The 19,475-nt window shown below is 50.1% G+C and carries 16 protein-coding genes; 7 read left to right on the top strand and 9 right to left on the bottom strand.

Features of this window, described 5'->3' with window-relative positions:
• Positions 1–37: 37 nt before the first annotated feature.
• Together Pan161_RS30200 and Pan161_RS30205 are read right to left on the bottom strand one after the other, a co-directional pair.
• Positions 38–1,519, bottom strand: a complete 1,482-nt coding sequence (locus Pan161_RS30200; RefSeq protein WP_145232421.1) for a sulfatase family protein — start codon at positions 1,517–1,519, stop codon at positions 38–40.
• A 234-nt stretch (positions 1,520–1,753) separates the two neighbouring features.
• Complete coding sequence (locus Pan161_RS30205; protein ID WP_145232422.1) at positions 1,754–1,987, bottom strand: SlyX family protein; 234 nt, start codon at positions 1,985–1,987, stop codon at positions 1,754–1,756.
• Between the two features lie 117 nt (positions 1,988–2,104).
• Here Pan161_RS30205 and Pan161_RS30210 point away from each other — a divergent pair, with 117 nt between their 5' ends.
• Positions 2,105–3,628, top strand: a complete 1,524-nt coding sequence (locus Pan161_RS30210) for an alpha/beta hydrolase-fold protein (RefSeq protein ID WP_145232423.1) — start codon at positions 2,105–2,107, stop codon at positions 3,626–3,628.
• Between the two features lie 6 nt (positions 3,629–3,634).
• On the opposite strand, the gene Pan161_RS30215 is transcribed toward Pan161_RS30210, so the two are convergent.
• The 7 genes from Pan161_RS30215 to Pan161_RS30245 form a co-directional block, all read right to left on the bottom strand.
• Complete coding sequence (locus Pan161_RS30215) at positions 3,635–4,675, bottom strand: ThiF family adenylyltransferase (protein WP_145232424.1); 1,041 nt, start codon at positions 4,673–4,675, stop codon at positions 3,635–3,637.
• A gap of 175 nt (positions 4,676–4,850) precedes the next feature.
• Positions 4,851–6,011: a hypothetical protein gene (locus Pan161_RS30220; RefSeq protein WP_145232425.1), complete on the bottom strand. Its 1,161-nt coding sequence runs from the start codon at positions 6,009–6,011 to the stop codon at positions 4,851–4,853.
• Positions 6,012–6,287: 276 nt separating this feature from the next.
• On the bottom strand, positions 6,288–7,004 hold the full coding sequence (locus tag Pan161_RS30225; RefSeq protein ID WP_145232426.1) for an FKBP-type peptidyl-prolyl cis-trans isomerase: 717 nt from the start codon (positions 7,002–7,004) through the stop codon (positions 6,288–6,290).
• A 259-nt stretch (positions 7,005–7,263) separates the two neighbouring features.
• Complete coding sequence (locus Pan161_RS30230; RefSeq protein ID WP_145232427.1) at positions 7,264–8,496, bottom strand: LL-diaminopimelate aminotransferase; 1,233 nt, start codon at positions 8,494–8,496, stop codon at positions 7,264–7,266.
• 155 nt (positions 8,497–8,651) lie between these two features.
• The gene (locus Pan161_RS30235) at positions 8,652–9,989 is read right to left on the bottom strand and encodes a hypothetical protein (protein ID WP_145232428.1); all 1,338 of its coding nucleotides are present in this window, start codon (positions 9,987–9,989) and stop codon (positions 8,652–8,654) included.
• 98 nt (positions 9,990–10,087) lie between these two features.
• Complete coding sequence (ygfZ, locus tag Pan161_RS30240; RefSeq protein WP_145232429.1) at positions 10,088–11,164, bottom strand: CAF17-like 4Fe-4S cluster assembly/insertion protein YgfZ; 1,077 nt, start codon at positions 11,162–11,164, stop codon at positions 10,088–10,090.
• A gap of 300 nt (positions 11,165–11,464) precedes the next feature.
• Positions 11,465–12,679: a protein-L-isoaspartate(D-aspartate) O-methyltransferase gene (locus Pan161_RS30245; protein ID WP_232103566.1), complete on the bottom strand. Its 1,215-nt coding sequence runs from the start codon at positions 12,677–12,679 to the stop codon at positions 11,465–11,467.
• Between the two features lie 241 nt (positions 12,680–12,920).
• Between Pan161_RS30245 and Pan161_RS30250 the strand changes: the two genes are divergently transcribed.
• The 6 genes from Pan161_RS30250 (at position 12,921) to pilM (ending at position 19,386) form a co-directional block, all read left to right on the top strand.
• Positions 12,921–13,724, top strand: coding sequence for a HEAT repeat domain-containing protein (locus tag Pan161_RS30250; protein WP_197995606.1), 804 nt, complete (start codon positions 12,921–12,923; stop codon positions 13,722–13,724).
• Positions 13,725–14,168: 444 nt separating this feature from the next.
• Entirely contained in the window at positions 14,169–14,771 is a 603-nt protein-coding gene (locus Pan161_RS30255; RefSeq protein ID WP_145232432.1) for a type IV pilus modification PilV family protein, read from the top strand.
• 61 nt (positions 14,772–14,832) lie between these two features.
• Positions 14,833–15,681 (top strand): prepilin-type N-terminal cleavage/methylation domain-containing protein, encoded by an 849-nt coding sequence (locus tag Pan161_RS30260; protein WP_232103567.1) that lies wholly within the window; start codon positions 14,833–14,835, stop codon positions 15,679–15,681.
• Positions 15,611–17,632 carry a hypothetical protein gene (locus Pan161_RS30265; protein WP_145232434.1) on the top strand — a complete coding sequence of 674 codons (2,022 nt, stop codon included), beginning with the start codon at positions 15,611–15,613 and terminating at the stop codon, positions 17,630–17,632. Before Pan161_RS30260 ends, Pan161_RS30265 begins: the two co-directional genes overlap by 71 nt.
• A gap of 18 nt (positions 17,633–17,650) precedes the next feature.
• On the top strand, positions 17,651–18,277 hold the full coding sequence (locus Pan161_RS30270) for a pilus assembly FimT family protein (RefSeq protein WP_145232435.1): 627 nt from the start codon (positions 17,651–17,653) through the stop codon (positions 18,275–18,277).
• A gap of 38 nt (positions 18,278–18,315) precedes the next feature.
• A complete protein-coding gene (gene pilM, locus Pan161_RS30275) occupies positions 18,316–19,386 on the top strand; it encodes a pilus assembly protein PilM (RefSeq protein WP_145232436.1) in 1,071 nt (356 codons plus the stop codon).
• Positions 19,387–19,475 lie beyond the last annotated feature (89 nt).

Consider the following 19,475-nt stretch of genomic DNA (forward strand, 5'->3'; position numbering starts at 1 on the left):
GATTGTGTTCCAGTGGACAAAGTGAACTACCGAAAGATTATTGCTTTGGGGGAGGGAGATAGAGGTAAGAATCGGGAAACAGCTGTTTTGTCATCAAAATCGTCTTGGATTTGCCGCCATTCCAGATATCCCATTGTGGATCGGCATATTTGGAAAAAAACTGATCCAGTCGTTGTTTGAGTTCCTTCCTGGTCTTTTGGGAAGCAGGCTGGTCAATCAGGTTGCTATGTTCCTGTGGATCAGCGACCAGATGATACAGCTCGTTGGGTGATTCATGGAAGCGCTCGATATACTTCCAGTCCCTTGTACGAATGGAGCGGACATTTTCGAATTCGTAATATACGACCTCTGACCAGGGAATCTGTTCTCCTTTGAGGACCGGTGCGAAATTACGCCCTGGTATTGCTGGCTTCGCGGGAATTTTATCTTCTAATCCCAGATAATTCAGTAACGTAGGATATACATCGTAATTAGCGACCATCATATCCTGGCTTGCTCCAGAGATAATTTTTCCCGGCTGAGAAAAGATGAGCGGGATGGTCATGGTCCAGTCGAACGCGGTCAACGGTCGCGTGTGATCGCCCATGCCCCAGTAACCACTGTGGCCTCCTGACAATCCCTGGTCTGCTGTGAAAATCACCAGCGTTTTTTCTCGTAATCCCAGATCTTTGAGCGTCTGCATAATCCGGCCGACCCCATCATCCACGCCAGAAACTTCGGCTGCGTATTTACGAATAATCCCCAAGTCACCAATCCAGTCTCCGTAATTAAAATTCCAGGGCTGTGCTTTCTCTCGGGGAAACGAAGGAAAGGTCATCTTTTCATAGTCTGCTTTGAACCGGTTGCGAATCGGTTCTTTCATCGCCGAACCTAAACCGTAAGGACCGTTGTAAGCCAGGAACAGAAAAAACGGCTTTTCCTGATTCTGCTTGATGAAATCAACTCCATGCTGAGTCCAGAGGTCGGTGAGGTAGGTCGGTTCCTTGCGGATTTTTTCATCTTCAATCACTTCCTGATCATAAAAACCAGCGCTGGATCCATGTGGTTTGGTTATCCAGTAAGAGAACCCTTCCTGTGGAGACAGGTTATCTCCCAGATGCCATTTTCCCGAGAGACCACAGACATAGCCTGCGTCATGCAGTATCTGCGGAATCGACTGGAACTCCTCCAGGGTATTATATGAATCGGGGCCAGTTTGAATTCGAGGCCTGAGATAACAGTGCACCCCATGCTGGCAGGGCATCAGACCAGTCAGAAAAGTGGCGCGGGTCGGAGAACAGACAGCGTTATTTGCAAACGCGCGGGTAAACAGGGTTCCCTCTTTCGCCAGCTGGTCGATGTGCGGCGTTTTGATATCCTTGTTTCCGTAGCAGCCCAGAGTCCACTCACCATGGTTGTCTGTCATGATGATGACGACGTTGGGACGCTTCTGTTCCGCCGCCGCAAGCAGCTCCATAGAACTGAAATTCAACAGTAGCAGCAGACAGAAATACCGGGCAGCAGAATATAACTGGTACATGATGGCAGTTCTCCAGGATATCAAATGTAACAACGTTGATATCAAGCATGTCTCATCACCACCCGCTTTTCAAGCTGTACTCTTATCACAGCAGTGTTTTTAGCGAAAAACGGGAACGCCAGAGATGCGATCTGAACACAGGCTAGAGCGCATCACACTTAACCATAGTGTCTGTCACTCTAATATACTCAGTCCAAATGGATCCGGAGACGCTACAGTAAAACGGGAGACAGTCTAATAATGCGGCGGCTTGTCCTGCACTGGATCAGGCCCCTCGTCTTCCACTTCCAGAGCTCCCATACGCAAATCCAGGAGTTTCAAAGACTTGCTCAATGTATCCACGATGGTATTCTGCTGCAGCAATGCTTCATTTAACTGTTCGACATCGTGCTGCAGATGCATCAACACAGATTCGACCTGAGTCAAACGTGAGATCAGTTCTTCCAGACGGGAAGTATTCTCAGCCATGGTGAAAATCGCCTTTCAGGGAAGCTGCTTTTCTTATACAGTTTGTGGGTTAAGATACGACTTGGATTTTATTGACTCGCGTTCGACTTTGAAACAACCTGAAAGGTCCGATTCACCATGAATCCACGATTTCGGTGTTCTCTGCTGATACTGGTGTGTGCCTCAGTGATCTTCTGTGGGCATTCTACAAATTCTGAAGCAGCCGAAAATATTTTCCAGGCTCGTTTCCTGAAATCTGTCCATCCGGAAGCTTTCACAGGTCGCGTATATCTGATTTTTACCAAATCCGGACGCGAACCACGGCTCGGGCCTTCCTGGTTTCAACCGGAATCTTTCCTTGCCCGGGATGTCACCAACTGGCAACCCGGCGAACTCCTTGAGTTTGGACCTGAAACCAAAGGACTGCTCTCTTATCCGAAGCCATTGGCGGAAATGAACCTGGCCGGTTATCGAGTGCAGGCGGTCGCGCGCTTTAACAACTCAGATCCCAAAATCGGTTTGGCTCCCGGAAACGGATTCAGCCAGGTCGTTCAACTGACCGGCACTTCAGCCACGCTCAGTCCCACGTTGACCATTGATCAACTGGTACCGGAAAAACCTTTCACCGAGACTCAGTGGATCAAACATTTCCAGATACATTCGCCACTGTTATCCCAGTTTCACGGTCAGGATACCGGCTTTGAAGCCAGTGTGATCCTTCCGCAAAGTTATTATCAACAGCCTCAACGAAAATATCCGGTCATCTATTCCATTCCCGGCTTTGGCGGCGATCATCAACGCAGTCTGCCACAAGCGCCGATTGCAGAACGCAATGCCGGCGGCGTCGAATTTATCCGCGTGCTCCTCAACCCGCAATGTCGCTGGGGACACCATGTCTTCGCTGATTCCGCTACCAATGGACCTGTCGGAAAAGCGTTTACCACGGAATTTTTACCAGAGCTGGAAAAAGCATTCCGCGCCATCCCGCATTCCCGCGCCCGGTTTTTAACAGGACATTCTTCCGGGGGATGGTCGTCCCTCTGGCTGCAGGTCACCTATCCAACCGTCTTTGGCGGCACCTGGAGTACCGCCCCCGACCCGGTTGATTTTCGCGACTTCCAGCAGATCAACATTTACGAACCGGGAAGTAACGTCTATCGTGACGCGAACAACCAGCCCCGGCCGATTGCCCGCAGAGGAAATCAGCCGATTCTCTGGTTCGAACCCTTCGCGAAAATGGAACAGGTGCTCGGGCATGGCGGACAGCTCCGCAGTTTCGAAGCCGTTTTCAGTCCCCGCGGTGCGGACGGCGAACCGCTGAAGCTCTATGACTGGGAGACCGGCACGATCGATGCGGAAGTGGCGGATGCCTGGAAAGCATACGATATTCGGCTGATTCTGGAATCAAACTGGAAACAGCTGGCACCAGAACTCGTGGGAAAAATTCATGTCTTTATGGGAGACCAGGACACCTTCTACCTGAATGGTGCCACCCAACTGCTCAAACAGACGCTGGAGCAACTGGACGCCGACGCCGTGGTGGAGATTCACCAGGGCAAAAACCATTCGAATCTGTTGACTCGAGAGTTGATGATGCGAATCCGTGCGGAAATGGTTCAGGATTTTCTCAAGTATCAAGCTGAAATCCAGCCCGCAGAATAGCATGTTTCAACTGCCTATGTAGCGGGCATAGATCGTCTTGGCGACCGAGGGATCATCGGTTCCTTTAATGATCGCCCTGCCGTCACGAAACAGGCTGATTTCATAATCGGGGTTCTTCAGATTCAGCCGCAACAGGTAAGGGTTCACGTCAACGCTGCCCGAGTTCTGTAATTTGACTGCCAGATCCTCAAATGCAATTTTACCTTTGTCGGCGGGAGAAACCTGAACCGCGTTGCGCCCACAGAGACGGGTCGTGCGCGAACCCTGTTCTCCGTTCAGCCAGATTCGTTCCCCCTGGTGGCAGGCTTTGCAACCCCCTTTCTCCCTCAGATCGGCAACGCTCATCTGCCGAAACGACCCCTCCCAGACATCGACCACAGTCAGGACTGGTTTGATCTGTTCGATCTGACCGGAGAGCAGCTTGATGGCATCCACGGCTTCCAGTGAAGCAATCACATTGACTGTCGGACCCAGAATGCCCGCGGTATCACAGGTTTCTGTACTGCCTGGTTCGGGCGCGGAATCAATCAGGCATCGCAAACACGCCGACTTGCCTGGCAGAATGGTCATCGTCTGCCCGGTACTGCCGATACAACCACAGTAAATCCAGGGAATCCCCAGTTCCAGCGAGACGTCATTAATCAGATAACGAACTTCAAAATTATCCGTCCCATCCAAAATCAGATCGACGTTTTCAGCCAGCGCCACGATGTTGGTGTGATCAATGTCTTCTACCACAGCTTCGATCTGTACTTCGCTGTTGATTTTTTTCAGCTTTTCAACAGCCGCGATTGCTTTGGGAAGTTTCGCGGCGACATCGGATTCATCAAACAGAACCTGCCGTTGCAGGTTACTGAGTTCCACGAAATCCCGGTCCACGATTTTGATATGACCGACGCCCGCTCTGACCAGTGTTTCTGCCAGCACGGTCCCCAGGGCACCGCAGCCACATAACAACACACTACTCTGCATTAATCGCGTCTGACCTGCTTCGCCCAGTTCTGAAAAAAGCACCTGTCGACTGTAACGTTCTAATTCCGGTTTCATTGCCTGTCTGCCCGTCTGGTTCCTGTGAGTCATGTCCCCCAGTATTTTAGCAGGCCGACAGCCGGATAACAGCTATCCTGACTCAGAACAGAAAAGAACACGTGTCGCACATAAAAAAAGGCCTCGCCGATCCATTCAGCGAGACCTTTCTCTGTTTTATTTTTGGGGGTCCGAATCAGTCCAGACTGATTTCCTGCAGGACAGAGACAAACTGTGGTTTAATCAGCCGATGTGTCGTATCCGTCCAACCTTCAGAACTCACTTTCAAAGTGATCTTGGGCTTAATCCAGGTGGCAACCTGACTGGTTTTAACAAATGGCTCTTTCTGTTTCAGTTTGGGGAGACGTTTCTGCCATTCCTGTCGGATGTCATCAGGAAGCTCGCTGCCTCGGATATAACCTGCATACACCAGATGTTTGTTATAGGAAGATGCCAGCAGCACTGCATCAATGGTTCCATTTGGCAGAGCAGAATAGCCTACCAGTAGACAATCAAATTCCTGGAGTGGAGCCGTCTCAGGTTCAACTACCGGTTCCGGCTCTGGTTTGGGTTCTTCTTCTGGGGCAGGTAATGCAGCCTGCGCTGCGGCGGCGGCTTTTGCTTTTGCTGATGATGCGGAACCTTCTTCTTCGGTACCACCGGCGAAGTCATTTAACGCATCTTCCATATTGTCAGCGCCTCCTTCACCATCTGCAGACTTAGCCTGATCAACGACTGAAGCCAGCAGATTCACATTGGCAGTTTTTTTAACACCCCAGTCTTTGAACAGGGAATTGAATTCGAAGCCTCCCACGATCGCGAACGCACACACAACCAGGGTCAACCCCCAGACAGCCAGATCCAGTTTCCAGGCGCCTTCCGGAAAACGACGTATCGCGGGTCGCCAGATTTTGAATGGTGTAACGATGATACTCAGAATACTGAAATCCGCCGAACGGGAAACTGCGTTCAAATAAGCGATAAAGTGACCGACTAAAAACATCATCAGGCCTACGGTCGCCTGGGTGATCGTCCACAGACAGAGTTGTCCAGGGTCTTCGCTGTAGAAGCGTCCCCATACACTAACACCAATCGAGGCCAGCGTCCCGACACCGAGCACCCATCCCCAGGCCGGGATCAATTCCCAGATTGTCTGAGGTTGTGGTTGTTCCAGCGATTGACCATTCTGGTCGGAATGGCCGACACATTTCCCCAGTTTGGGATAGAAACCACATTCGGGGCACCACGAAGAGAGTCCCCAAGGCTCATGCGTGCCACACTCGGCGCAGGTTGGCTTCGCCTGTGAATATTGGAGCTGTTGCAGGAGGTGGTCTGTATCTTGTTTGGTATCTGGCATGGCTCAGTGACTTTTTGAAGTTGGCGGAGTATGTAGATCAACACAATTTTTTTGCGAGACTCCGTGAATCTTAGCTTACAAAACGCCACATCAACGAACTTTGACTTCGATAAAATACAATACCTCAATGAAAAACCGCATATCGCATTCAGCATAACCCCTGCAGTCCGTACAGCCGATCTGCTTAAACCAGGGTAAAAAAAGAAGCCGACGTATCCTGAGATACGTCGGCTGTATAGTAGATGTTGTCCGAGTCGAGCAATCGACCGAATTGTATCAGTTGACCTTGAGAAGTTCGATATCGAAGATCAATACTGAGTTGGGACCGATATCAGATCCTTGACCACGCTCGCCGTAGGCCAGATCACTGGGAATAAACAACTGCCATTTATCCCCTTCTTTCATCAGCTGCAGTGCTTCTGTCCAGCCGCTGATCACTCCACTGACAGGAAATGTAGCCGGCTCGTTGCGTTTGTAAGAGCTGTCGAACTCAGTGCCGTCAATCAGAGTACCACGATAATGGGTGGTGACACTGTCTTTGGGACCGGGAGTTTTTCCCTTACCCGATTTGATGACTTTGTACTGCAGTCCGCTTTTGGTGGTTTTCACACCTTCTTTTTTTGCATTGGCTTCCAGAAATTTTTTGCCTTTCGTCACATTTTCAGCCTGGGCCTTTTTCATCTTGGCCTCCTGCTGCTTGCGAAGTTCCTGCTGAAAGGCAATCAGCGTAGCGCGAATTTCGTCCTCTGTCATTTGCGGCTTCTGTTTGGTCATCGCATCCACAATGCCTTTCGCCAGAATTTGCGGATCCAGATCCAGCTGATCCCGCATGAGGTTCTGACCCAGATTAAAGCCAATTCCGTAACTGACTTTCTGCTTCTGACCGTCAAGCCCTGATTTACCGGAAGCTGCTTTTTCGTTTTGTGCATGCGCCGTGGCGGAAAAACCGAAGAATGCGATACTTAAACAGGCAGCGAGATGCCATTTCGACATAAGAAAAACCTTTCGGGGAACAATGAAAACGAGTTTAAACGGGAGAGACCATACGAGTCGGCGAGATTCGGCTGGCTGTTTTGGCCCCCGAATTAGCGGGTGATGTATTGCATGGCGTCCTCTTGCGCAGAGGATCTTTGACAAAATCAAAGCGTCGATTATATGAGACTATCAAGGGAAGTGTCTACAATAAAGCACACTTCTCCTTGAAAACAGGGCTTTCTCCTGCTGCTTATCCCCGGAAATCTCACCAGAAGGTTTAACTGACCACGTTCTGAAAACGGGTGACCGCCTCGTTGATATTATTTCTGGTGTTGAAAGCACTTAACCGGAAATATCCTTCCCCGGAAGCGCCAAAACCACTGCCGGGAGTCCCGACCAGATGTGCTTTCTGCAGTAGTTCATCAAAAAATTCCCAGCTGGTTGATTCGCCGGGGGTTTTCAGCCAGACATAGGGGGCATTCACTCCGCCATAGACAGAGATACCCACGGATTCCAGCCCTTCACGTAACAAACGTGCATTCTCCAGGTAGAAAGCAATCAGGCTCTGAATCTGCTCTTGACCCTGTTCAGAATAAACGGCTTCTGCCCCTTTCTGGATGATGTAAGAAACCCCATTGAACTTGGTGCAATGACGGCGGTTCCAGAGTGGGTGGATCTCTGCCGGTTCTCCACTGGCAGTCGTCCCCTTCAGTTGTTTGGGAACAACGGTGAAAGCACAGCGGGTTCCGGTGAAACCGGCATTTTTGCTGAAGCTGCGAAATTCAATTGCCACATCTTTAGCACCTTCGATTTCATAGATGGAATGAGGAATCTCCGGATCGGTAATAAATGCTTCATAGGCAGCATCAAACAGAATGATCGAACCATTGGCGCGGGCATAATCGACCCACTGCTTCAACGTTTCTTTGGTCGCCACGGTTCCCGTGGGATTATTGGGATAGCAGAGGTAAATCAGATCGACGGGTGATTCGGGCAGGGGAGCCACAAAATTGTTTTCGGCCGTGACCGGGAGATAGGTCAGCCCCGCGTAGCGACCATTTTCGTCCGCAGCGCCGGTGCGACCAGTCATCACATTCGTATCCACATAGACGGGATAAACCGGATCCGTCACGGCGACTTTGTTATTGGCACCGAAGATGTCCAGAATATTTCCCGTATCACACTTGGAACCATCTGAGACGAAGATTTCATCCGCTGAGATATCGACGCCTCGCGATTGAAAATCATTCTTTGCAATCGCTTCCCGCAGAAATCCATAACCCTGCTCAGGGCCATAGCCACGAAAGCTGCCTGCTTCTCCCATCTCATCGATGGCAGCATGCATGGCTTCACGAATCGCAGTCGGCAGTGGCTCGGTGACATCGCCGATTCCCAGCTTGATGACGGCCGCATTCGGGTTTTCTTCACAGAATTTATTGACGCGACGCCCGATTTCAGGAAACAGGTAACCCGCTTTGAGCTTGAGATAGTGATCGTTAATAAAAGCCATTTCACGCCTCGAATCTTGATAAATGCTGAACTATAGTCGGTGGATGAGTACCTGGAATTCATTCCTGTTTCAGAAAAACGTTTGTATTTTGAAACTCCGCGAATTGCAACCGACGCACACAGGAGAGACCGCTTTTCATAAAAAAGGTTCTCTGGCTACTCGATCTGGAACGGCCGGGGAGCTGCATTCAGCAGAAACTCGCCGGTCAAAGGCTCAATCTGGGATAAGCCATTATATTCTCTGATTTTACGCTTTCCCGACCAGCGATCAGCAGCACTTTCATACAGTAGTCTGATGCGTGGTTGAGACTCATTCTGAGCTTGATTCTGTTCGACTGCCTTGCCGACAGCGAGCGCAACTCCCAATTGAAACCGGGCCTGTGGATACAGGGGTGCCCCCAGGTCTGCCAGGGACCAGCGTTCCACACGCATGCGACACCAGCGACTTAAGGGTTGGGGAGAATCGATAAATGGTTGCAGGTCAGGGGGAAGCTCCCATTTTGCTTCTTCATCAATCAACAGAACCACGCGGTCATGATGACTTGCATACAAACCCCAACTGGGCCAGTGATCGAAATAGCCGGTGGGCTCAAGCAGAGGCGCCAACAGCGCAAACCAGATCAGAATCTGAACGCCTCGTGCCAAGCCTGTCACAGCAGATTGCGACACACGCTCTTCTACCTGACTCTCCGCAGGCTCAACAGGCTTCTGATTCTGGAAGCGTGCATGAAACAGAATCAGATCCTGAAGAATGAAGTACACATTCCAGATGAGCACACCCTGGTAATGGTTCAATCCGAGTGGCCCGATCGCGAGTATCAGCGTCAGGTGCATTCCGACTGCCACCCACAGAGCGACTTGTCTTGTGCGGCGGAAGAACAATCCGAATGCAATCAGGAATTCTCCAACAGGAAAAGAAGTCGCGATCCAGCTCAAAGTCTGTTTTGACCAGTAGGCAGTCGAAATCCCCACTGCGGAAAACAGCCCCTCTGCCAACTGACGCCCCAGAGTCTGAACAAAACTGGCATCACATTTGGAGAGCGCAGAATAAAAATAAATGCTGATCACCAGCAATCGAAACAAGGCAATCGCGCGCGGTGGTTTGAGCACCGTCAAGATCAGCAATCCCAACGCAAACTGATAAGCCCACGGCTGCAGACGATGTTGATCAAAGACGACTGCCAACACAAATGCCAACAGAAACAGACAGCCGCAAAGCCTCTGAAATTGAGGATCATCGTCCCCCTCTGATCTCTTCATAAGAAAGGGCACTACCGATAACACCAGCAGACAAATCAGGCTCAGTCCCATAATGGTAAACGACAGCCAGTCTACAGTTGCTGGTATCTCAGACACCCAGGCAAATAATGGAACCTGTGGAAAGAGAGTTTGCGGCGTCCAGAGCCTCCAGGTTTGAATCAACAACACCAGAGCGAACAGCGTCACAATCATCTTGAGAAATCGCAGTTGTAATTTCAGCGGCTCGTGGAACATGAATTGAATCACCGTTTTTGATTCAGATTATACCGCACGTCCAGAGGTTTCACTGCGTTCTGATCACTCAACTGTCAAGAATTTACGAATCCGTCAGATCAATCTAGTTCGGTGAACACGGTTCCCGTCGCTTTTTGATCGTCTGCCACCACTTCTACCGTCGTACCAGGCGCATAGGCATTTTTGCGAAGCACACCCATTGCCACGACAGAATATTTTCCAAAAGAGCGGGCAGAGGAAGTTATCGTGCCCGCTTCCTCAGGCCCAGACTCTCCAGCGACCATGACTTTTGAACCTGCAGGTGGAACCCAGGATTCCTCCAGTCCGATGGATCGAATTTCTTTATTGACGTGCCCTAAAGAGTCAATCCGGGCAATGGGTTCCTGACCCAGATAACAGCCCTTTTTAAATGAAATAGATTGAGCAGTACGACTGGCTTCCTGAGCCAGATTCGCATCAGTCAGATCGACACCATAAACGGGAAACAATGACTCAATTCTGATCGCGTCGAAGGTCTCCTGACCAGCGGGTACAGCGCCTGCCTCGAGCAGACTGTTCCAGAAATCTGCGATTTTGACATACTGCAGACAGCAGAGATATCCCGGCTGACCAAACCAGTCGACACGACGCACAGTCAGTCTGGCATCGCTGTTTGTCAATCTCAGTTGCTGGAACACTTCAAGCGCATCGACGTCGATATCGAGCTGCTTGAGAATCTCTGACGCGCGTGGTCCTGAAAGGTACAGGCTGCCAAACTCCTGAGTCCGGACAAGCAGACGGACATCTTCCAGGATAATATAACGGTCCAGATGCTGAGTGATATTCTCGCTCTGTCCCGGTGCTGTATCAATCCAGATCGATTCCTCGTGAGAAAACGCATTAATCTGCCCCAGAATGCGGCTCTGAACATTTGTCACAAAGGCTTCGCAACCCTGATCAGGCTGCAAACCTTTGATATCATTCGTACAAAAATTGTGCAGGAATTTGAGCCGGTCTGTGCCAGATAACTCGATCTGATCCCGGTTGCTCAGGTCAAAGACCGCCGCCGATTCCCGGGCAGCCTGATATTCTTTTTCTGGTGAGCCAAAATGAGATGCAAGGGGATAGTTTTCCTCCGGGTGCTCAAAAACTGCTCCCGAAGACTGTTGTTGAACTTGAAACTGGCGTAATGACATTTGTTTTCCAGATGGGTCGCGTAAAGGTGGGATTTTGATCTCTGTCGAAGGCGGGATAGTTCACATCCGCATCAGGCACACTCCAAAAGTGAGTTCCCTGCGAAAGCAATCGCCCCCCTTCGTAATGCAGCTCAGTCTCTGTCAGCAACTTCTTTGATGCAGGAAAGAGCATACTAATGCATTCAAACACGTGAGAGAGTTGAATGATAAAATTATTCTAGGCGATCTGCCACATTTTCCAAGGTCTGAAGGTGTACTTTCAGCAGGAATCGCAGACTCATTGGTTCCTGTCCGTAAAACTCAGTTGACCTTCTCAATCTTCAGATCATCCACGCTGAGAATGCCTGTTCCGCCATTCAAACCCAGTTGAATGACTGCTTCGCGTGTCTGCGGAGGAATGGTAATGACCTTCTTTTCCAGATGCCAGCCACGACTTCCGATCCACGGGCCGAGATAAGCCTGGCCGATATTGCGGCGCACCGAATCATAAAAATGGATGATAAAACCCGGTTTCTGAAAGGACTGCTTTCCCTGAGCTGTGTTCAAATAACTCAACTGCAAGCTGATTTCCAGTGAATCAACATGAGATCCATCGATGGCCATGCCCTGCAGGATCTGTGAAAGCCGTTCGGGGGTATCATTTTCGAATTTCAGATAGGCGGCTCCGTCCGGTGCCTGGGAGGTCATCCGGCTCACCCGTCGCTGATAATGCCAGTTATCTGCTTTCTGGTCATTGTTGGCATCCACTTCAAAACTACCGTTGATGATTTCCGGTTTGAGCGGATCCGGTTTGACTTCCCGTTTCTCTTCCGAACGTCCCGTCATGGGGACAAAGAGTGTGGGAATCAGTCGTTTGTGTTTGAGCTCTCCCTTTTCTTTTTGAAACAAATGGAAAACCTGCTGATAGCGTTCTCCCAGGGGGATCAGCAGCATTCCGCCCTCTTTTAGTTGATCGATTAAAGGCTGAGGAACTTTTTCCGGCGAGCAGGTCACGATGATTTTGTCAAAGGGCGCTTCTTCCGGCCAACCCAGATACCCATCGCCAATTCGTGTATGGACATTATCATAATCCAGTTTTTTCAGTCGAACAGCCGCCTTCTTGCCCAGTCCTTCCACAATCTCGATGGTATAAACGTCTTTAACCAGCGCAGAGAGTACGGCTGCCTGAAATCCACTGCCGGTACCAATCTCGAGCACTTTGTCATCCGGCTGCGGATCAATCGTTTCCGTCATATAGGCAACGACATAAGGGGGAGAAATGGTCTGCTTATAGCCAATGGGTAAAGCCAGATCCTGATATGCCAGATGTTTCAGATTCGAACTGACAAATTCATGCCGGGGTACCTGCCGCATTGATGAGAGCACGCGCGGGTTTTTGATCCCCTCTCCTTCGATATAGCGGGTCACCATATCATTGCGCTGATTTCGAAAATAGGCACTGCTTTGTGAATAAACCGGTGAGGGACTCTCGAGGAATGAGAAACCGGCTACCACACATACGGTCAAGAATAACACCTGCCTCATGAGAAACCTCGATTGCAGTCTGGGGTTTGAAATAGATTGATTTGTATAGGAATCTGCAGAAATTATAACACTTGGGGGGGACTTAAGTTAATGGCGATTTCCCGTTATCAGCCCTGTTTCAGCAGATTGAAACAGGAATATTTAATTTCTATCCACACAGATCGAGGAATTCGCTATGATGCGAATGTATTAGGATTTAAGACGAATTTTTCAGTGGATGGATTCCTGTCAGATGCAAGTATTTCGAGTTGTGTTCTCTGTGAGCCTGGTTTTGTGCACCTTCTCTCTGAAAGGCTGTGGTGGCTCTGCCAGTACTGACAGCTCACAACCGGCGTCTGCTGAAAGTAAACAGCCCTCTCCGGTTGCAACGGCACCAGAGCAGACTGTAGAGACGATTGCGGTTACCGCTGAACCCGTCGATCCCCAGGCAGAAGTCAAAGCCGTTTTTGAAACGCTGTTGTCAATTCGCACCGAACCTGATCCCGATGAATGGATACAGGCTGATAAAAAACTGAGTTCATTTGGCAAGACTGCAGTCCCTACTTTAAAGGATGCCATGTCACATTCTGATCCCGGTGCCAGAGAACTTGCCAGCATGTATCTGGCCAGTCTGGGTCCGGACGCGAAAGAGGCAGCGCCGGTTCTGGAGACAGCGCTGCAGGATGCATCTCCGTTTACACAGGTCAATGCGGCCTCAACACTCACGCATTTTCCTGAATATCGAGAGAAAGCCATCCCTGTATTAATCAGTCTGACAGAACACCCCGACCCCAATACGCGACTCACATCCATCTACGCCCTGGGAAATCTGGAATCGCAGTCAGCAGATCAATTATCCGCCATCAAAGCCGCGCTCAACGACTCAGACCCGGATGTTCAATTAGCGGCCATTAAAGTACTCGGCCAGATGGGGAACCCAGCTAAAACAACTCTGACAGAATTGCAGACGCTCATCGACAACACTGATACCAGTGAAGTCTTGCGCGAGGCGGCACTCTCTACTAAATCTCAGATCGAGCAGAGTCAGAAAAAATAATTCGATCACGCCAGCAGCATGCGACTGCTCTGCCAGCAGGCAGGTAACCTATGCCTCAATTCGGCCTGTAGCGATTCTACCGGTTGGAAGACTCTCCTGACTCCCTGCGCCTTCCGAAATTTATCGGAGAGCCGCCTTTTCCAAAGTTCTTGCGCAATTCTGTTTGACTAACAAATTGCGTGAACTACTTTTACTGGCAGAGAGGGGCAACTAACCCGCTCAACGAACACAAACAACAATTTCCTCCGCTTCTTATCGAGGCGAGGATCTACAGCGCGGCAAGGAAAGCTGGGAGCTTTGAGGGGACCTTGCCGCGCTCTTTTTTTGTCTTGGAACCATCTGGCTTGATGGTGCTGGATACTCAGATCATGTGTGATGTTTCTGGACCGTTGAAAGCATGACAACAGATCAGCACCCTCAAGCGGTATTATATTGGAAGAGCTCATGGCAACCAGAAAACTGTGGTTGCAGCGATCCTGCCGCACCGGATTTACTCTGATTGAATCTCTCGTCTCTGTGACAATCACAGCGATTGCCGGAGCCGCTCTATTCTCTGCGATTGGCGCTTCCCTCGGTACCTGTTACTCCGCATTGAATCACAACATCGGATCAGGTCTCGCCGACCAGATGCTGGAAGAACTCTCAGCAGTCCGTTTTCCGGTCACCAGTGATACCAGGCCCGGGTTTCAAAGTTCCCGCGAATATTTTGATGATCTGGATGACTACGATAGCTGGTCCTCAACACCGCCAGAAAGCAAACAGGGTTATTCGCTGGGCAGAGAACCCGTCACGATTCTGGAAAGATATCCGATTTCCCGTCCCAGTCTGCTGACCCCGGATACCGGTTTTTTAAACAGATTGACGCGAGAAGTTTCGGTTGAACGTATTCAGCCCAACAGCGATGGCACGGGGTGGGTCGTGACTCAAGCTCAGACCAGTTATCGCAGGGTGACTGTCACCATCAAACTGGCCATGAATGCAGACTCACAAAGTCATGTGATTACGGAGGCAACGAGAATATTCAGTTATGTTCCACTTTCACCCTGATAACCTGAAGGCTGTTTTGCCTGTGTTTTCAGAGAGTCCGTTCCACTCAGAACGGACTTGCGTGCGTTGCTGCGCAGTACGAAAAGAGAACTCCCGTCTAGGTTTCACACTCGTTGAACTGTTGATGTCTATGGCCATCTCTTCCATTCTGATTGTCGCGCTGGCCGGCATTGTCACTGCCACACAATCCGCCTGGCAGCATACGCGTGGAATAGAAGATTCCCAGGCGCAGATTAATGCAGCCTTCGATCGAATCAAACTGATGATCTCGCAGGCAGGCGTTTATCATGTCAGTGGGCAATCTCCGCGGGTCGGAATTGCGGTCGTCACAAATTCCTGGAACAGCATTGATATTCCGAACACACTGGTGGTCTGGTCCGGCGGACGTAACGGAGGCCTCAGCGAACAGGGAACGATCACACGTCTGCCTCAGCTGAGTGAAATCCTGATCTATACCGTCGATCCTGCTGATGGACACAACCTGATTGAAATCGCGTTTCCAGATACCAATAGCACAATCGACTTTAACAGTTCCTCTTTCAACAGCACGATCCGCTCTGCCATTCAATCGAGCCAGGCAGAATCTACGCTGCTGAGCAATCGGATCAAATGCAGTCAGTATGTCCTCTCCGGAAATCCCTGGGGACCAGCAGCCGGAAATGTTTTTTTCAGTCTGGTCAAAACTCCCAGCGATTCCAGCCTGAGCAGTGTTTCACCTGGAACGGCTGACTGGATGAATCTTTCCTGGCCTCAGGGAACCGCCAGTGCCAGCAGTGGACTGCGTCTGGTGACCGTAAACTGCGAAGCACAGTTCGAAACAGCAGAACAGACAGCTTTGAATGAAGTTAATTCCGCATCTGCCTTACCATTTTTTGCATCCGGTTCGAGGTACTATGCATACGCACCATAAAGCAGCGCATCTTCGCAGTCTGAAAGCCGACGACAAAAGTCGATCTCTGCTGTGGAGGAATCTGCGCACTTCGCGCGCGGGGATCTCGATGATCCTGGTGATGTTTGCATTAAGTATGTCGCTGGTGTTGACCTACTCCTTTATCCAGACCCAGAGCGTACTCACTCAGGTTACCGAAAATGGTTCGAGGCGTGATCTGGCAATGAATGCCGCCCGGGCAGGAATGACGGACGCATTGAATCGATTGAATTCACTGGAATGGACCGGAGTAAATGACCAGTATCAGCGCGAGTTTTTCTCAGACTCGGATGGAGACAGTACCTACGCGATCTCCTTTGAAACTACAGGGGATTCCATCGGTTCCGTTCTGGAATTGAATGCCCACTCGCTGGGCGCCTGGACTTCAGCCACCAACAGCAATATGCGATCTGAGTATCTGATTACGGCAAAAATGAGACTGGTGCCTCGATTGACAGGCCGCTCGATATTACCGGGAGACTCCGCTGCCGCGACTGATCAAGTCACGAACTCGGGAGATTTCGATCAGTTCCGGCAATACGCGCTGTTTGCCGAAACAGGTTCCAGTTCACTCATTCTGGATCCCTGCGACCGCATCGATGGTAATATATGGCTCTATGATAATCTGGTACTGTACGAGGACCCTGCCTGGAGTTCTTCGGTTCGGGATGAGTTCCTGGAAGACCTGGGGAAACGGTTTGTTACTTTCCCGGCAGGTTCAACCAGTCTTTCAGAGGCCACTATTTCTTATCCCCATCCGATCGCGGGGTCGGTGACCTATTATGATTACCCTTCTTCTTCGAGCCGAAGAGATTTGGCAGATCTCAAACTGAACTGGTCTACTACCAGTAACCGCCTGCGGATTCCCAGCTCAAATTATTCTGCTTTTTCCAGTTATCGACTATATGAAGGAGGTCCGGTCTATCAGGCGGTTTCGCTGAACTCCTCATTATATAATGTGACACTGAAGCCGTCTCCAGGAAACCCTCTGGGGATCTTCTATCGCAGTGGCAGTCTGAATGTTTATGACAACGTTGTGCTACAGGGAACACTGGTCGCTACGTCAAAAATAACGTTCCATGGCAAAGGCATCCATCTCACCTCGTTCAACTGGAAAGGCTCTGACGGCGGATCACTGGTGCTCAACGCAGAGCGCTGGCCGCGACTGCCGACAGTCGTAGCAGACGATATTGAATTTGTCCGTGAAACACAAACAACACTCGAAGGAGCCGTCGTGTGTCATGGTGACGTCAACGGAGCCGGCGGCTCTGTCGATTATGCGAATGTCTCCAACATACAATATTCGGGCACTGCAACAGCGGTTTCGATCGAACAGCCTTTTAGCACAGTGACGCTCCAGGAATACAAGCTTCTCGACTTGATCTCAAGCAACGGGAAATACGCGATCTGGCTGGAAACGACGGGAACCGGTCAAACGGGAACGACGGGATCCTGGTATCCCATCACCGGGGTGGACAGCGCACATCAACAGCTGACCGTCCGGGGGGAGATTGATCATCCTTCGCCCACCGGCTATTTAATCAAACGTCACAAGCAGGAACTGACGCAGATTCGCGGTCCCATTTGTGCTGAAACATATAATTTTAATCGTCTCGATGAATGGGTGCTTTCCAGTTCGTACTGGAATGACCGTAAACATAAGTGGGACTATGAAAACGACGTGCGACGATATTTTGGCTACTCTGAAATCCCATTCAGTGAGTGGCTGGAGAACCCTTACAATTTTACTGGCTGGAGTTCGTATTACCAGTCTTACGGACTCAGCCTGGAACCCACACTGCATATTCAGCATTTGAAAGATCAGGCATATCGTTGGGAACCGCCGTTATTTCAGCCTTTCGATGGAGGAGAGACGACTCCGGAACTCTCCGGGTATCGCTGGTCGCTGATTGACTGGAAAGAGACTCAATAATTTTGTTAGTGAGATCAGATGCAACATATTGATCGTAATCATCGGCTAAGTGGCTGGCATCCTTTTCAACGAAGGAGGCCCACGGAAAACCTGCGCGCCGACAGAAACGGTTTCACACTGGTCGAACTGATGATTGTGGTGCTGTTGCTCTCGATTCTGGCAACCGTGTCCCTGATTTCAACCGACAGCAGTGGTTCGCTGGCTTTGGATGCCACCGCACGCATGCTGGTGGCTGACTTACATCTGGCACGCAACCACGCCATCAAATTCAATTCAGAATACAAGGTCGATTTTGACCTCAATGCACAAACCTATGAAATATTGCATACCGGCTCTGGTGATTTACCGGTTCCCAAAAACAACCTTGCGGGATCAGCCGCGGATTCAGATCGCTACCTCAAACAGATACAGATTGATTCTCTGAATCTGCCCGGGCAGGCGGTACTCAGACAAATCAAATTGAAAACATCCGATTCAGCTGTCAGCGAACTCACATTCGGCCCAACGGGTGGCACGGGCCCTGTGCGCAACGAAGACACAATCCTGATGTTAACAACTCAAAAATATGGAAATACGTTTTACATCCTCATCACCGTTTCCTGGGTTACAGGCCAGGCATGGGTTGGTGAGATTCAAACATTATAACACCCGGCGACTCATTCACTGAAAACGAAACTGAAAACATGATTTCAATCAAACGATCACAATATAGTCCCATCGGTTTACAGCTGGGCCCGAATTCCGTGACCCTCGTTCAGTTAACCGGTCCACGCAATAATCGCATTGTCCATGCGATAGCACAGGAACAGTTTGACTTTGACGAGAAACTGACGCTCGACGAACGTGATGCAAAAATCGCAGCGGAAATCCGTCGCATCCTTTCCGATCATCATTTCAAAGGTCGCCGAGTGACCAGTTGCCTGGGATCACAGGAACTGTTCATCCAGAATATTCGACTACCACAACTGCCGGCAGAAGAACTCACCAAAGTGGTTGCCTGGGAAGCAGAAGAAAGACTGCCCTATCCGGTGGCAGACGCAGAAATTCGTCATCTACCCGCTGGTCAGGTGCGGCAGGAAGCCAATACCAAACAGGAAGTCATTCTGCTGGCCTGCCATAATGGAATTCTGGAACGCCATCTGAATCTCCTGGATCTGGCCGGGTTAAATGCGGTCGCCATTGACGTGGAACCTTCGGCAACTCTGCGGTGTTTTCATGACGGCGCACGGGGGGCACATTCGAATTCTGCCAATTGTTATCTGAATTTTGGGGAAGCGGCTACGACAGTCATTTTTGCTGATCAGCAAAATGTGCTCTTTCTGAAATATATCATGCAAGGCAGTAACCAACTTGATCGTGCTGTCGCAGAAAACCTGGATTTGCCGCTCTCTGAAGCGATTCGCATGCGAAATATTGTCACCAACTCCACTTCACTGGATGCCAGTGATGAACTGCATCGTTCCGTCATCGATTCGATTCGCTCTCTGCTGGAATCGATCAGCACAGAAATTGAAAACTGTCTGCGCTATTACAAAGTGACCTTCCGCGGGAAAAAACTGAATCAGCTGATCGTCACAGGTAATGAATGCAGCCCCTGGCTGATTGACTTTCTTTCAGAACGATTAAATACCGATTGCGAAATGGGCAATCCCTTTGAAAGCCTGGAACGCTGGCCGACTTCCACATCCATTCTGGAACGCCCCGGCAGATGGACCACAGCGTTGGGCCTGGCTATGAAAGAGAAAACTATTTAGAGCCTGAAGCAGTTCGGCATAAAAATTATAGATACCCTGATTCAGTAACACGGATGTGAAATATAAGCCATCCGAAAAGACCCCGCTAA

This window comes from Gimesia algae (assembly GCF_007746795.1).
Classification (GTDB): Bacteria; Planctomycetota; Planctomycetia; order Planctomycetales; family Planctomycetaceae; genus Gimesia; species Gimesia algae.